15 protein-coding genes are annotated in these 15,373 nt (G+C 65.2%); 11 read left to right on the top strand and 4 right to left on the bottom strand.

The window, feature by feature from the left end:
* Positions 1-41 precede the first annotated feature (41 nt).
* Positions 42-1,439 (bottom strand): MFS transporter, encoded by a 1,398-nt coding sequence (locus tag LDO86_RS17405; protein ID WP_018770661.1) that lies wholly within the window; start codon positions 1,437-1,439, stop codon positions 42-44.
* Positions 1,440-1,554: 115 nt separating this feature from the next.
* Entirely contained in the window at positions 1,555-2,490 is a 936-nt protein-coding gene (locus LDO86_RS17400; protein WP_026265982.1) for a dihydrodipicolinate synthase family protein, read from the bottom strand.
* A gap of 166 nt (positions 2,491-2,656) precedes the next feature.
* Here LDO86_RS17400 and LDO86_RS17395 point away from each other — a divergent pair, with 166 nt between their 5' ends.
* Positions 2,657-3,682 (top strand): LacI family DNA-binding transcriptional regulator, encoded by a 1,026-nt coding sequence (locus LDO86_RS17395; protein WP_018770658.1) that lies wholly within the window; start codon positions 2,657-2,659, stop codon positions 3,680-3,682.
* Positions 3,683-3,690: 8 nt separating this feature from the next.
* Here the strand turns inward: LDO86_RS17395 and LDO86_RS17390 are convergent, their stop codons facing one another.
* Positions 3,691-4,170: a GNAT family N-acetyltransferase gene (locus LDO86_RS17390; RefSeq protein ID WP_018770657.1), complete on the bottom strand. Its 480-nt coding sequence runs from the start codon at positions 4,168-4,170 to the stop codon at positions 3,691-3,693.
* Between the two features lie 190 nt (positions 4,171-4,360).
* Between LDO86_RS17390 and LDO86_RS17385 the strand changes: the two genes are divergently transcribed.
* Both LDO86_RS17385 and LDO86_RS17380 read left to right on the top strand, forming a co-directional pair.
* Positions 4,361-5,281, top strand: coding sequence for a patatin-like phospholipase family protein (locus tag LDO86_RS17385; protein WP_026265980.1), 921 nt, complete (start codon positions 4,361-4,363; stop codon positions 5,279-5,281).
* Between the two features lie 208 nt (positions 5,282-5,489).
* Positions 5,490-5,633: a hypothetical protein gene (locus tag LDO86_RS17380; RefSeq protein WP_155845608.1), complete on the top strand. Its 144-nt coding sequence runs from the start codon at positions 5,490-5,492 to the stop codon at positions 5,631-5,633.
* Positions 5,634-5,871: 238 nt separating this feature from the next.
* On the opposite strand, the gene LDO86_RS17375 is transcribed toward LDO86_RS17380, so the two are convergent.
* On the bottom strand, positions 5,872-6,231 hold the full coding sequence (locus tag LDO86_RS17375; protein ID WP_018770654.1) for a VOC family protein: 360 nt from the start codon (positions 6,229-6,231) through the stop codon (positions 5,872-5,874).
* A 119-nt stretch (positions 6,232-6,350) separates the two neighbouring features.
* On the opposite strand from LDO86_RS17375, the gene LDO86_RS17370 reads away from it, so the two are divergent.
* From LDO86_RS17370 to LDO86_RS17335, 8 genes are all read left to right on the top strand, one after another.
* Positions 6,351-7,253, top strand: coding sequence for a LysR family transcriptional regulator (locus LDO86_RS17370; RefSeq protein ID WP_018770653.1), 903 nt, complete (start codon positions 6,351-6,353; stop codon positions 7,251-7,253).
* A 131-nt stretch (positions 7,254-7,384) separates the two neighbouring features.
* A complete protein-coding gene (locus LDO86_RS17365) occupies positions 7,385-8,758 on the top strand; it encodes an MFS transporter (protein WP_018770652.1) in 1,374 nt (457 codons plus the stop codon).
* Positions 8,755-9,666, top strand: a complete 912-nt coding sequence (locus LDO86_RS17360) for a shikimate dehydrogenase (protein ID WP_018770651.1) — start codon at positions 8,755-8,757, stop codon at positions 9,664-9,666. The genes LDO86_RS17365 and LDO86_RS17360 overlap by 4 nt, the downstream gene beginning before the upstream one ends.
* Positions 9,663-10,403: an SDR family NAD(P)-dependent oxidoreductase gene (locus LDO86_RS17355; protein WP_018770650.1), complete on the top strand. Its 741-nt coding sequence runs from the start codon at positions 9,663-9,665 to the stop codon at positions 10,401-10,403. The genes LDO86_RS17360 and LDO86_RS17355 overlap by 4 nt, the downstream gene beginning before the upstream one ends.
* Before the next feature lie 66 nt (positions 10,404-10,469).
* Positions 10,470-11,594 (top strand): Gfo/Idh/MocA family oxidoreductase, encoded by a 1,125-nt coding sequence (locus tag LDO86_RS17350; protein ID WP_018770649.1) that lies wholly within the window; start codon positions 10,470-10,472, stop codon positions 11,592-11,594.
* An 8-nt stretch (positions 11,595-11,602) separates the two neighbouring features.
* Entirely contained in the window at positions 11,603-13,669 is a 2,067-nt protein-coding gene (locus LDO86_RS17345) for an FAD-dependent oxidoreductase (protein WP_018770648.1), read from the top strand.
* Complete coding sequence (locus LDO86_RS17340) at positions 13,666-14,535, top strand: TIM barrel protein (RefSeq protein WP_018770647.1); 870 nt, start codon at positions 13,666-13,668, stop codon at positions 14,533-14,535. The genes LDO86_RS17345 and LDO86_RS17340 overlap by 4 nt, the downstream gene beginning before the upstream one ends.
* Entirely contained in the window at positions 14,532-15,371 is an 840-nt protein-coding gene (locus tag LDO86_RS17335; protein ID WP_018770646.1) for an aldo/keto reductase, read from the top strand. The genes LDO86_RS17340 and LDO86_RS17335 overlap by 4 nt, the downstream gene beginning before the upstream one ends.
* Positions 15,372-15,373: the final 2 nt, after the last annotated feature.

Here is a 15,373-nt window from a genome sequence, read left to right as displayed (position 1 = left end):
CGGCGTCGTACGTTTCCTTGTTTTTGTGGTTGTGGTGCGGGTCAGGGCGAGAGTTCCTCGAGGACCCGGCCCTTGGTTTCGATGGCAAAGAAGATGGTGACCAGTCCACCGATGAGCGCGACTGCGGCGAAGACCGTGAAGACGTAGCTGACCCCGTAATTGTCCACGATCCAGCCGACCAGGATGGGCCCGATCGCGGAGCCTGCCCGAAGCCAGGCACTTCCGAATCCGGTGCCGATGGCGCGGAGACGCGTCGGGTAGAGCTCGGCCGAGTAGAGGTAGAGGGAAAACGAGATGGTCTGGAGGATGGCGTAGGCGATGCTGGCGAACACCACAACCTGCGTGGCGGAGACGGCGCCGAGGGCGGTGAGCACTACCAGCGGGACCGTAGCGGCGAGGAATGCCCATGAGTACCAGCGCTTGCGGCCCACGCGGTCGATGAGGAGCGCGCACAGGATGGACGCCACGACGCCTACTGCCGATGTCACCCAGCCGTAGGCAAGGCTGGCCTGAAGCGGGAGGTTGAAGGTCTGCTTATAGAGCGTTGGGAGCCAGGTGATAAGGCCGTTGTTGACCATGTAGACGCAGATCCAAAGCATCCAGATCATGAGCGTGCGTTTGCGGTAGATGCCTGAGAAGAGTTCGCGCCAGTCGGTCCGGGCGGTCGCTTTCGGGTCCACGGGGCGCACAACGGGCTCGGAAAGGGCGTGGCCTGCTTTTCGGGCTTCATTTTCCAGCATGGTGACAACCATGTCTGCCTTGTTGACGTGTCCCCGGGAGGCGAGCCAGCGGGGGGATTCGGGCATCAGCCAGCGCATGGGAATGGTGAGCAGGGCGGGGACGATGCCGACGATAAACATCGCCTTCCAGCCCACCACCGGGACAAGGAAGTACCCGGCGATGCCGGCGAACATGAGGCCCACGGGGAAGATGACCTCGTAGAGGAGGAAGAACCTGCCGCGCTTTTTCGCTCCAACGAATTCGTTGATGTAGGCGCTGGCCACCGGGACCTCACCACCGGTTCCAATGCCCTGGATGAAGCGGAAGACGATCATCGACGCGGCGCCCCACGCGAACAGGCAGGCGACGTCCATGGAGACGAAGAGCAGGATGGTGATGAGCAGGACGGGAAGCCTGCCGATCCTTTCGGCCAGCTGGCCAAAGAAGAGTGAGCCGAAGATCTGGCCGACGTATCCGGCTGACAGGATCATCCCGATCTCCCCGGCCGTCAGGTGCCATTCCGTGGACAGCTGCGGCATGGCGAAGGCGATGGCCAGGACGGTGTAGGCGTCGAAGAACGTGGCGGACCCGATGATCACGCGGATCAGGGTCAGACGCCGGGTGAGCGGAAGCCTTTCGAGACGGGCTACGAGCTCTGCATTTATCCGGGCGGCGTTGGGGCCGCCAGCCATGGTGGTGGTGTTGTTCGGCTCGCGCATTGCGAGTCCTCCTTCTCCAGCGCGGTGCTGGGGTCCTCATTGACCAAGAGTGGAGATGGCAAAAGCCTAGGGGAGGATGGCGGGAGTTGTCCCCGCCATCCTCAGGATCCGTGGATCAGACAGTGGCGGTGACCTTGCCGATGTTTGCGGCGGCGAAGGCTTCCGCAATTTCGGTCTCGGCGCCTTCCGGCAGGGGAAGGAGCGGGGTGCGCACTGTGGCGTGCTCGAGGATGCCACGGTTCACCAGGCCCCACTTCAAGGCGACGGTGCCCTCCATGTGGGAGCCGCGGTGGTAAACGTTCTTGGTCACTGGCAGCAGCCGCTCATGAATGGCGTGGGCACGCTTGTAGTCCTGCGCCTTGCCGGCCTCGATCAGTTCGACGAGCAGTTCGGGGGCGATGTTGCCGTAGCCGACGAGCAGACCGTCGACATCGAACATTGTCGGGAGCAGGTACTCGTCATGGCAGGACAGCACCTGCAGCTCGGGGTACGCGGCGCGCAGTGCGGGAATCTCGGTGTACCACCGGCGCATGTTGCGGACACCGTTCTTCGTGGCAAAGACGCCCTCCTGGCCGGCGATCTCCAGCTGGGTGTCGAGGTCGTAGGTCGCCTTGGTGTTATCGGGGTACTGGAAGAGGATCAGCGGCAGGCCGGACTCTTCGTAGATCTCCTGGTAGCGCGACTGCGGGGCACCCTTCTGGTATCCGAAGCGCAGCCACCCGTGCGAGGGGTAGACGAGACCAGCTGACGCGCCGGCCTCGACGGCCTTCCTGGCCTCGAGGGCCGCGGTCTTGTTGCCCTCCTTCGTGATGCCCGCCACGACCGGAATGCGGCCGTCGGTGGACGCCACGAACGCGCGGATGACGTCCAGCTGCTCCTCTTCGGTAAGGAACGTGCCTTCGCCGGCGTGGCCCAAGACGACGAGACTCTTCACGCCCTCAATCGATCCGAGCCACGAACCCAGACGCTGGATCGCAGCGAAGTCGACAGCGCCATCTTCGGTGAACGGGGTGACAGGTGCGGGGCTGAGTCCGCGGAGATCGAGTGTCATTACAGCTACCTTCTTCTCTTCTTTGATAGTTGGCAGTTCCGCTAGTATGGGAACGTTTGCAGGAACGTTTTCAAGTTTGCACGTGTCGCAGCTCACTGTCAAGGGAACGTTTGCAAGTTGGAGGAATAGAGTGTCTGTTACACCCTTGCTGAAGAGGAGAACCGCGATGGAACGGGCCTTACCGGCTGAGATCGTTACCCTGAAGGACGTCGCAGCTGCCAGTGGCGTCAGCATCTCCACGGCCAGCCGGGCCCTGGATGAACGCACCCCGTCCCGTTCAGCGGCCGCAATACACGTCCGGAAAATCGCTGAGGAGCTCGGCTATCGGCGGAACTCCTTCGCCTCAAGTCTTCGCCGCGGCGAGACCCGGACGTTGGGTGTCTTGGTCCCCCGCCTGAGCGACACCGTCATGGCCCTGATGTTCGAAGAACTCGAAAAGGCCGCCTCTTCCCGCGGCTACTTCGCCATGGTCGCTACCAGTGGGGATGACCCTGAGGATGAACGACGCGCAGCCGAAACACTCCTGGACAGAAACGTCGACGGGTTGATTCTCGCCACGGCACGCCTCGATGACGAACTCCCCCGGCGGCTGCGTGAGCGCCGGGTAGCCCATGCGCTGGTGCTGCGCACCGACGGTATCAGCCCCTCCGCGCTCGGAGACGACGAGATTGGTGGCTACCTCGCCGTACGCCACCTCATCGACCTCGGTCACCGTGACATTGCTGTTGTTACCGGTCCCGCCTTCACATCAACCGGAACCGCACGCCTGGCAGGAGCCCGGAAAGCACTGAGCGAAGCAGGGATACAGCCGCGCGAAGAATGGCTGATCGCGGCCGGATACGGCATCGAGAACGGATATTCGGCAGGTGAAACCCTGCTTGGACACACTGCGGGAAACCGACCCACAGCCATATTCGCAGCCAATGACAACATTGCCATGGGGGTCATTGCCGCTGCGCACCATCACCGGATCGAGATAGGGAAAGACCTGGCCCTCGTGGGCTATAACGACATCCCCCTGGCTGCCAGGCTCTCCACGCCCCTGACGTCCGTGCGGGTACCCCTGGACCAGATCGCCGCCACCGCGATCGACCTCATTATGAATCCCGGAAAGGAACCGCGCATACGGAAATCCCTTCCAACGCTCATTCCCCGCGAATCCAGCGGCGCCCCCAAACACTTTCCGCGGTAAGGGGGCGTCTACGCCTGGAGCCTCAGCTCCATGAACACGCTGTTGGGGTCCAGGACGTAGTCGGCGAAGGGCGGGCACTCGGTGAAACCGTGCCGGGCGTAGAGACGCCGTGCGGGCGCGAAGTAATCCTCTGTTCCGGTCTCCAGGAAGACGTGCCCAAGGTTCCGGGCACGGGCGTCCTCAAGGATATGCCGAATCATGAGGGTGGCCACACCCCGTCCCCGCGCCGTTGCCGTGGTGCGCATCGACTTGATCTCGCCGTGCCTTGCGGCGCCGGCGGGGGAGGGCAAAAGTTTGAGGGCGCCGCACCCCAGCAGCGCGCCGTCCTCGCGTGCGGTCCAGAACGAGATGTACGGCGCGGACAGCGCGGAATGGTTCAGCGCGTGGACGCTTTCAGCGGGCGAGGTGGCGAACATGTCCGCCAGGTGCTCGCTCAGGAGCAGACGGACGTCATCACGCGCGGGGCTGTCCCGCTCAATCAAAATCATCGCTACAAATTTACCCGTTGCGCCCGGCCCCGCAGGTGTGCCAAGATTCCCATGATTGTGACCAGGCCGCAGGAGGTGAGACCCATGAATGCTGTATCCGCAATGGGCGCTCCCCGCAGTCCACGATCGAGCGGCTGAACTAGTCGCCACCGGGAGCGCCGAATCAGGCAATTCGCGAAGGGCGACTCCCATGAACTCAACACCTTCTTTAACTCCGCACGGCACCTCCGCGGTGTCTTCCGGGCGCGCACTGGTCCTTGGCGGCGGCGGCTCAACAGGAAATGCATGGCTGATCGGCGTCCTCGCCGGGCTGGCGGATGCCGGTTTGGACGCGACCGGCGCCGAGCTGGTCATCGGCACCTCCGCCGGGTCAACAGCTGCAGCCCAGATCGCCGGCGCCCCTCCCGCCGAACTCTATGCGGCCGTCCTTGACGCTGCGCCGCAGCAACGAACGGCTCCGGCCGGAGCAGCTGCTGGGGTGAGTCCCGCCAGGCCGGTGTCCGACCACCTCGAGCGGACTGACCGGATCATCGCCTCAGCTGCAGATCCAGCCGACATGCGCCGCAGGATGGGCGCGCTGGCGCTGGACCTCGCTTCCGCGCATGACGCCACCGGGCGGTGGCGCGAAACCGTCGCCAGCCGGCTGCCAATCCGGGAGTGGCCGCAGCACAGGCTGCTCATTACGGCGGTCGATGCCCGCACCGGCGAACCGGCCGTCTTCGACCGCAACAGCGGCGTGGACCTGGTGGACGCCGTCGCCGCCAGCTGTGCCAGCGGGTTCGCCTACGGGATCGGGGACAGGCGCTATATCGACGGCGGCTACCGGCGCAACGAGAACGCCGACCTTGCCGCGGGGCACGGGCGCGTCCTGGTGCTTTCGCCCTTTGGCGGCAGGACCCGGATGCCGCTCGAATGGGGCATGCAGCTCACCGCGCAGATGGCGGAGCTGACTGCAGGTGGGAGCAGGGTGGAAACGGTCTTCCCGGACAGCGGTTCCGAGCACATGTTTGGCGCCAACGCCATGGATCTGTCACTTCGTCCGGCCGCGGCCCGGGCTGGGTTCAGCCACGGTGAAAAGCTGGCCCCGCAGCTCACTGAATTCTGGCGTTGAGTGGGTGGTTTTCCTGCGGCAATTTCGGAAATTTCGGCGCCATGCCCAAATCAGCAGAATCATCAATTTAATGTTTTTGTACTCCGCTCCGAAAATGACCAGACCCCGCCGCAGGGCAGGTGGAGGCGGCTGCGTGGGGCGATTTTGGGAGGGCTGGATAAATAAATAAAACGGCGTAGGGTGGCGGGTATCGCAAGCAAGGAAAGGCGTGATTCCGATGTCCGGAAAATCTCCCAGGGGCTCCGCTGCCAAAAAGGTCGGCAAGTCGATTCTTGAAAAACGGGCCGACAAAAAAGCGAAACATGAAAGCGGCATACTCAACATCGTGAAGCCGCGCAAGAACCAGCGCTGACAGGCGCGCGGGCGGCCGGAACTCCTAGCCCGGCCGCCCGCTGCTGACGGCCGGGATCAAAGCAGGAAGGACGACGGCGGGTGCCCACCCGCCGTCGTCCTTCCTGCCTGACTGCCAGTCCTCCGATGGTGACGCCGCGCCAGAAGGTGTTTTTGCCGCTCTCCCGCAGGTAGCCGGCGTTGACAGTGTCGCGCGGGAAGTAGTGGTGCCGGCGGCGGGCTTGTTTCCGGTGACGGCGCTATCGCGGGCTTTTGTCGATGACGCAGAACCGGTTCCCGTCCGGATCCTCCAGGACCACGAAGTCCGGGTCATCCGGGTACAGGTCCCAGTCCACCCGCTGGGCGCCCAGCGAGACCAACCGGTCAACCTCCGCAGCCTGGTCATCCGCGTAGAGGTCCAGGTGGATCCGCGGGTGGTCCTGGACGGGCGTTTCGCTGAGCTGGAGGGACAGTTCCGCGCCAGGGCCCGACGCCGGCACGAGGGTCACCCACGTGTCGTCGCCAGGTTCCCGCGGGACGTAGCCGATGGCGGCGTTCCAGAAGTTGGCGGCGGCGGCAACGTCGTTGACGCCGAGGACGATGGTTCCGATGGTCAACATCCGCCCAGCCTAAACCCGGTCCTTGGGGCCCGGCCAGGTTCCTGCGCATGGGGGAGCGCCGGTGTCTGCGAAAGCTGCGCGCCCACGGCAATAGGCACGAAAGAGTAAATTCTGAAGATATGACAGAGATCCGCTGGCTGGAAGCATTTGTTGCGGTCGCCGAAGAACTGCATTTCGGCCGTGCCGCACAGCGCCTGCACACTTCGCAGTCGCCGCTGAGCCAGACCATCCGGAAGCTGGAGGCGGACCTGGGGACGCGTCTCTTTGAACGCAACACCAGAAGCGTAGCCCTCACACCGGCAGGGTATGCCCTGCTGCCGCGGGCGTACCGTGTGCTCCATGAAATGCGCCTTGCCCGGGAGGCGGCCCAGACCGAGGAGGCGGGCGTCCGTGGCAACATCAGGATTGGATTCTCAGGTGCCGTAAACCATCTCACTCTTCCGCCGCTCACCCGCGCCGTCCGGCGTCGCTATCCCGACATCAAGATGGACCTCACCAGCCGGGTCCGAACGGCTGATGGACTGGCCAGCGTCGCGAAGGGCGCTCTCGACCTTGCTTTCGTTGGCCTTCCCGAATCCCCGCCAGCGTCGGTGATGACCAGGCTGGTTGCCAGTGAGGAAGTCGGCGCGGTACTTCCTTTGGACCATCCGCTGGCCCAGGAACAGTCCATCCCATTGAAGTCACTGGCAACCGACGACTTCATTTCCCCGCCGCTGGATGGCTCATCGTCAATGACCGACGTGATGCTCGCGGCCTGCCAGGCGGCGGGATTCCGTCCCCGCATCGTCCAGGAGTTGTCAGACCCCTACATGGTGTTGACCTTCGTCGCCGCCGGTGTGGGGGTCACCCTGATGAGCAGCGGGATAGCGGGCATCATTCCCTCCGGAGCCACATACGTGGCCCTGGATGACCCGCCGCATTTCATGAACCATGCCATCGCGTGGTCGGCGGAGAACGATTCAGCCGTCCTGGCCGCTGTGCTCGGAGTTGTCGAAGAGATCTTTCCGGAGATTCCCCGCTGACGGCACCTAACTCCACTTAGTGGAATAGCAGCATAGTGATAGATCATTTTAGTCGTGGACTAGCTAAGTGATGACAGCCACACTGGATGGAGCAGCCGCATCAAGCGGCGAACCACAAGAAAGGGAACTCCATGTCAGTGTCGACATCGGCTCCAGCACGCCCCAAAAACAACGCGAAAATCGCGGCCGTATCCGGCTTCGTGGGCAGCGCACTTGAGTACTACGACTTTTTCATCTTCGGCTCCGCGGCAGCGCTGATCTTCGGCAAGCTGTTCTTCGCGCCCGGCCCCTCCGCCATGCTGCTGTCCTTTGCAACGGTGGGCGTCGCCTACATCGCCCGCCCGCTCGGAGCAGTGGTCTGCGGGCACCTCGGCGACAAGTTCGGCCGCAAGCGGGTCCTGCTCCTGACCCTGCTGCTAATGGGTACCTCGACCTTCCTCATCGGCTGCCTGCCTACCTATAGCCAAATCGGGATGGCAGCGCCCATCCTCATCGTGGTTCTTCGCCTTGTGCAGGGACTTTCGGCGGGCGGCGAATCACCCGGATCAAGCTCACTGACCCTTGAGCACGCCCCTGACGGGAAGCGCGCCTTCTACACCAGCTGGACGATGAGCGGCATCATGTTCGGCATCGTGCTTTCCACCCTCGTCTTTATTCCGGTGGCATCCATGCCCGAAGACCAGCTGTTCTCCTGGGGCTGGCGCATCCCCTTCCTCGCCAGCGCAGTAGTCACAGTCATCGCCTTTATCCTCCGCCGCCTCCTCGAAGAGCCTGCCGTCTTCGAGGAAGTCAAAGAGCACGACGCAGTGGTCAAGGTACCGCTTGTTACGCTGTTCCGGCATCACTGGGCAACCGTCATCCGCGTCACGGCAATGTCGCTGTTCACCATCATCAACACCATCATCAACGTCTTCGCCCTCTCCTACGCCACCTCGGTGGTCGGCGTGGAAAAGGGACTCATGCTGACGGTGATCGCCGTCGCGAACCTTGCCGCCGTCGCCATGGGTCCGCTGGCAGGCATGCTGTCGGACCGGATCGGCCGCAAACCCGTCTTCGTCTCCGGGCTGCTGCTGCAGATCGGCATGATCTACGTGTTCTTCATGGCCCTCTCCGCCGCGAACGTCCCGCTGATCTTCCTCACCGGCATCCTGCTGATCGGTGTCGCCTACACGTCCACCAACTCCATCTACCCCGCCTACTTCCCGGAGCAGTTCCCGGTCAGGGTCCGGTACTCGGGCATGGCCATCAGCCTCATGTTCGGACTGCTCCTGGCCGGATTCGCCCCGGTCATTTCCGAGCTGCTGATCGGTGGGGACAAAGCCAACTGGGTGCCGGTCGCAACCTTCGCCGCGGTGGCCTGTGCCATCTCCGCGGTCGCTGCGCTGATGGCACCCGAGACCTTCAAGACTCCAACTGCCCAGCTGGGACTCAAGAAGTCTGACCTGGCACGCCACCCGGCGTCGTCCGCCATTCCTGCGGCAGCCACCGCCAAGGTGCAGGCATGAGCCAGCTCGCGCTGCCTGGCCTGTGGTCATTCCAACCACGTGAAGCCGATACCGGCCACCGGTTTGTCGTCGGACTGCTCGGATCGGGGATCGGCGGCTCACTGACCCCGGCCCTGCATGAAGCGGAAGCCGATAGCCTGGGCCTTTCCTACACGTACCGAGTCATCGATCTGGACGTCATCGGAGAACCCGCAGAGCGGTCCGCGGCACTGGTGCGGCGCGCAGCAGACCTCGGATTCGACGGCCTGAACATCACCCATCCGAGCAAACAACTGGTGCAGGACGGCCTCGACGAACTCTCACCCGAAGCCCGGATCCTCGGTGCCGTCAACACCGTCACTTTCCACAACGGAAGGGCGGTGGGCCACAACACGGACCACGTGGGCTTCATCGGCGGTCTCCGGGCTGGCCTTCCGACCGCAACGACCGGCTCGGTGGTTCAGATCGGTGCCGGGGGAGCCGGTGCGGCAGTGGCCTTCGGGCTGCTCAGCGCCGGAACCAGGAACCTGGTCATTGCTGATATTGAACCGGCAAGGGCCGAAGATCTCGCCGCCAGGCTCGCCCGGCACTTCCCGGGCAGCCAGCTGTCAGTGAGCGGGACGGATGCCATCGCCGGAAGCCTCCGGGAGGCCGACGGGCTGGTGAACTCCACGCCCATCGGCATGACAGGCCACCCCGGTACACCGGTGGATCCGGACCTCATCCACCCCGGCCTGTGGGTGGCGGACGTGGTCTACCGGCCGCTCGAAACCCAATTGATCAGGGCAGCGCGTGGCAAGGGCTGCGCTGTACTTGACGGCGGCCGCATGGTGGTTGGCCAGGCAGCCGCCGCCTTCGAACTCTTCACCGGGATTCCCGCAGACGCTGACCGCATGCTTGCCAACTTCCGACGGGCGGTTAGCCGATGACACGCCAGGCACCGGCCACCATCACCGGGTCCCGCTGCCTGGTGGTCGGGGCAGCCAGCGGCATCGGGCGTGCGACGGCGTCATGCCTTCGGGCGTCCGGGGCGGCGGTGGTCGGCGCCGACCTGCCCTCGGCCACCTGGCCCGGAGAAGCCGGGACCTCGTCACTGGCCATGGACGTCACCAACCCAAAGTCCGTTGCTGCGGCCGTGTCCGCCGCAACGGAGGACATGGGAGGGCTCGACGCGGTGGTGAACTGCGCCGGCATCCTGGGTCCCGTGTCCCCTGCGGCGGACATGTCCGTGGAAGACTTCGAACGCATCATCAGGATCAACCTGACCGGGGCGTTCATCGTCTCCCGGGCCGTCCTGCCGCGAATGGCAGAAGCAGGCTACGGCCGGCTACTCCACATTTCCTCGACAGCCGGGAAGGAAGGCGTGGCCAACATGGCCGCCTACTCCGCCAGCAAAGCCGGGATCCTGGGCCTGGTCAAGTCCCTCGCCAAGGAGTTTGCGCTGTCAGGGGTCACCGTCAACGCCCTCGCCCCGGGCAACGTTGTAACCCCGCTCTTCGCCGAAGTTCCGCAAGAACAACAGGCAGCCCAGGCCGCCAAAATCCCGATGGGCAGGTTCGGCACGCCCGCCGAGGCGGCCTCGCTCATCCAATTCATCATTTCGCCGGCGGCCTCCTACACCACTGGCTTCGTTTTCGACCTGTCCGGCGGCCGCGCCACCTACTAGGCCGGAACCAGCCGGCCGCCCGGACCCACACACTTTCCCACCGCACCAGAAAGACGGCACCAGTCGATGAACACCGCACCACCTCCCACCGCCCGCCCTCTCCGGATTGGAATCGCAGGATGCGGCGCAATCTCCCGCAACCACCTGGAGGCCTTTCGCGCCCTTGACCACGTCACCATCGCCGGGGTCTGCGACATCGACCTGGACCGTGCGCGTGGCACTGCCGGGGCGTGGGGGATCCCGGCGGCAGTGAACACCGTCCGGGAGCTCCTGGACCTGGGCCTGGATATCATCTCCGTCTGCACGCCGCACCCCACCCATGAGGATGTGGTGTTGCAGGCCGCTGCGGCAGGGGTCCATGTTCTTTGCGAAAAGCCCATCGCCATTGAGCTGGCATCGGCTGAGCGGATGGTGAAGGCCTGCGGGGATGCCGGTGTGAAGTTGGGCGTCCTCTTCCAACGCCGGTTCTGGCCTGCCGCGCAGCGCATCCGTGCAGCGATTGACGACGGCACGCTGGGCCGGCCCATCATGGGCCAATGCTCGGTGATGTTGTACCGCGAACCGGAGTACTACTCCCGGGATGCCTGGCGCGGAACGTGGGCCAACGACGGCGGCGGCGTCCTGATGACCCAGGCCATCCATTACATCGACCTGCTGCAGTGGTTCATGGGAGATGTGGCAGAGGTCTACGGGAAGATCACCACCTACAAGCACGGCGGGCACATCGAAGTGGAGGACTCAGCGACGGCCGTCATTACCTTCACCTCCGGTGCCATGGCCACCCTTGAAGCGTCGACGGCGGTGTCCCCGAGCCTTGGCGTGCAGGTCAGGATCACGGGGGAGACCGGTGCCTCCGCGTCCCTCACCGAATTCCCGGAAGGCAGCGACGGGCGGGTGGACCTGTGGGCAGTATCCGGGACGGTCAGCACCGAGCCTGCCTACCCGGAAGGAATGCAGGGGAACGTTCCCCTGGAAAGGATCAATGGCCAACTCATCCCCCACCACACCTCCCAGGTCAAGGATTTTGTCCAGGCCGTCCGTGAAGGAGGCGAACCGGCCATCACAGGCCGGGACGCCACGAAGGCCCTGCGGATCCTGCTGGCGGTTTACGAATCGTCCCGTACCGGCAAATCCGTCCACTTCACCCAACTGCCGTCAGATACCCTGCCCCGTGTTCGGGTTGCAGGCTAAGGAACGTCATGGAATCCAACACACGCCACGCCGCCCGTCCGCTCACCCTGGGCCGCAACGGCCGCACCCCAAAAACTCTCCGTAACCGCCTCGCCTCCGCTCCCATGGAACGCAATTACGGAACCGCCGACGGCCGGATCACCGAGCAGTACATCGACTATCTGGTGACCCGCGCCAAGGCCGGGCTGGGGATGGTCACCACCGAGGCCACGTATGTCCGCGCCGACGGCAAGGGCCGCACCCACCAGCTGGGCCTGCACAGTGATGCCATGATCCCGGGTTTGCGCAGACTCACGGACGCCCTGCACGCGGAAGGCGCGCTGGCCGCCGTCGAACTCAACCATGGTGGGCGCACCGCCCAGGCCGCCGTGTCCGGTCTCCGGAACGTGGCGCCCTCACCGGTGGCGTGCGAGGTGGCCGGCGGCGAGGTTCCGCGTGAACTCACTGTGGAAGAGTGCCACGACCTGGCGGAAGCCTACGCCCACGCCGCCCGCCGGGCGGTCCAAGCAGGGTTCGACGTCATCAACATCCACGGCGCCCACGGCTACCTGATCCATCAGTTCATGTCGCCCATTTCCAACCACCGCACGGATGAATTCGCCGCCCCGGAACGTTTCATGAACCTGGTCATCGATGCAGTGCGGGCGGCTGTCCCGGACACCATTGTGGGCATGAGGGTGTCAGTTGTTGAAGGTCCAGCGGACGGCATCACCGCCGAGCAGCAGGTGGCCATCATCGCCAGGGCCCACCTGGAGCACCTGGACTTCCTGGACCTCTCCGCCGGCAGCTATGAAGCCGGCGAATGGATTGTGCAATCCGGCGAATGGAAGCCTGGAATCCTCGCTGACTACGCCAAGGCGTACCGACAGTTCGGCCTGCCCCTTGGGATGGCGGGGCGCCTGAACTCCCCGGCCATCATCGAAGAAGTACTCCGGGAGGAAACCTGCGATTTCGTCAGCCTTGCCCGCGCCATCCACGCCGACCCGGCTTTCGTCGGCGGCGTCCTCCAGGGCGGCCGCTACCGTCCCTGCATCGCCTGCAACGTCTGCATCGACAACCTGGGGCTCGGCCAGGTGACCTGCACCGTTAACCCGGCCGTGGGACGTTCCCGCGTTCCCGTTCCCACACCTGCCGTTCGCGAAGGATCCCGCGTTGTCGTGGTGGGTGCCGGCCCTGCGGGCCTTACGGCAGCCCGGGAACTTGCTGAAGCGGGAGCGCAGGTGACCGTCCTCGACGACGGCGCCCGCGCGGGCGGTCAGTTCGCCCTCGCCGAGCGGATGAAGTCCACGCCGGACTTCCACCGTTTTGCCGAATGGTCCGCGGAGGAGAATACACGGCTGGGCATCGATGTCCGGCTGGGGGTCCACGTGAATACCGGCCGCCTGGACGACCTTGTCCGCGGCATGGAAGCAGACGCCGTCGTGCTGGCAACGGGGGGTCTCCGACCCGCGGCAGGATTCACCGGGGCAGACTCCGCCAACGTTCTGGATGTCCGCGAGTGGCTCGCCAAGCACCCGGAGGTTCTCGGCGCCAGTCCGTCAGACAGTGAAGTCCCTGATGCCGTGACCATCTGGGGAGCGGACTCCGTCGCCATGAGCGTCGCTGACACTTTGGCCCACAGGGGGACGGCTGTGCTCCTGGTGGGCCCGCAGGCGGCCATCGCGCCGGAATCCGGGCGGAGGGCCAAGATCCTGGCCGTGCCCCGGCTTGAGGCCAACCCACGGGTACGGATCCGGCTTGGCTCGACGATTGAAGAGTACGACGGCGGCCGGGTCCGTATCAGCGGTCCGGGCCTGGCTCCCGAGGGGGAGTGGCTGGACGCGCCGGGACCGCTCCTGGTTTCGCGCTCCGTGGTTCCGCTTGACGGGTCCGTCCCGGCGCGGATCCGGGACGGAGAGCTGGGCCGCCAGGCCACCGTGCCGGTGACGCTGGCCGGGACCGTGGCGGACCAGGCCCCGGCCATTGCCTCCAACGCCGTCAAGAGCGGCTATGACGCAGCGCAGAGGATCGCCGGGCTGCTGGCGTCCAGCGCCGCCGCAAACACCGAATTGAGCCTGAACGGAGCATCGTCATGACCGGAAATGCGCACAGGCCCATCGGCCTGGCACAGCTGTCCCTGCTGAACACGGCCCCGCCTGAACTTGTGGGCGTGGCAGCCCGGGCGGGCTTTGATTTCGTCGGCGTCCGGGTCCGGCCCGTAACGCCGTCCGAACGGCGTTACGAGCTGCAGCCCGGTTCACCGATGCTGCGCGAAACGCTGGCCCGGATCCAGGACACGGGCGTCGGCGTACGGGACATCGAATTCCTGCTTCTTGACGGAAGCGACCAGCGCGACGCGTGGCTGCGGATGATGGAAGCCGGCCAGGCACTCGGTGCCAGTTCCCTGACGGTGGCCGGCGGCGATCCGGACAGCACCCGCCTGACGGACACACTGGCGCGGATGACCGAGGACGGTCGAAGTTTCGGCATCACACCCACCCTGGAGGCGATCTCCTACCAGCCGGTCGCCTCCATCGCCCATGCAGCGGGCATCGCACGACAGGCGGGCTGCGGGATCGTGGTGGATACCCTCCATTTCAACCGCTGCAGCGGTCCGGGCGCGGCCGCCCAGTGGAAGGAGCTGCGCGCCAACGCGGACCTCGTGCCGCTCCTGCAGTTGTGCGACGGGCCGGCAGCACAGCCGGTCAGCCGTGAGGCGCTGGTCGTAGAGTCGCGGTCTGAGCGCGGGATTCCCGGCGAGGGCGGGTTCGGCCTTGCGGAGGCGGTTGCCGCGGTGCCGCCCGGACTTCCGGTCAGTGCGGAGGTGCCCTCGGACCGGCGCGTGGCGGAATTTGGCGAGCTCGGCTGGGCACGCAGGCTCAAGGCAGGCGTTGACACTGTGCTGGCGCAGGCCGGCAGCAGGCAGCCGAACAGCTCTGTCCGCGCGGTGGCCGCGACATGAGCGCCACCACAAGCGAGATCACGACGGCGGAGCTTACGCCGGGTGTGCGCATTCCGCTCGTCGGCCTGGGAACATGGCCCTTGACTGGTGAGGGCGCCGCAGCGGCGGTGCAGCAGGCCATCGGCAACGGCTACCGGCATATCGATACGGCCGAGAACTACGGCAACGAAGAAGCCGTGGGGGAGGGGATCCGCCGCAGCGGTATCGGGCGCGGAGACCTTTTCCTCACCAGCAAATTCAACAGCCGGTGGCACAGCCGCAGCGGAGTGCGTGATGCCTTCGGCGAGGCTGTAAAGCGGCTCCGCGTCGACTACCTGGACTTGTTCCTGGTTCACTGGCCCAACCCAACCCAGGGGAGGTTCGTCGAAGCCTGCGAAGGACTGCAGGAACTTGTCAATGACGGCTCCATCAGGGCCTGGGGCGTCTCCAACTTCAAGCCGGCGCATCTACGGCTCGTTCAGGACGCAGGCCTTGCCGTCCCGCTGAACCAGGTCCAGGTGGACCCCGAGCACGGCCAGCCGGCGCAACTGGCCTGGCACCGTCGGCACGGGATAGTCACTGCCGCCTACAGCCCGTTGGGCCGCAACGGTAAGTTCCTCGGCCATCCTGCGGTGACCGGACCGGCGCGGCAGCTCGGCAAAACCCCCGCCCAAATTGTCCTGCGCTGGCATGTCCAGCACGGCCGGGTGGCGGTGCCGAAGTCCGCGGACGGCCAACGCCAGCGCGAGAACCTGGACGTTTTCGGCTTTGCCCTGGCACCGGAACAGCTTGAGGCCATCGACGCCCTGGAGACAGGCGCGCCGCCGCGCCTGGACTCCGATACCTTCTTCCATTAAGA

The sequence above is a fragment of the Arthrobacter sp. StoSoilB19 genome (assembly GCF_019977275.1).
Classification (GTDB): domain Bacteria; phylum Actinomycetota; class Actinomycetes; order Actinomycetales; family Micrococcaceae; genus Arthrobacter.
Note: the sequence above shows the minus strand (reverse complement) of the source record. Positions and strands in the feature narration are given on the sequence as shown.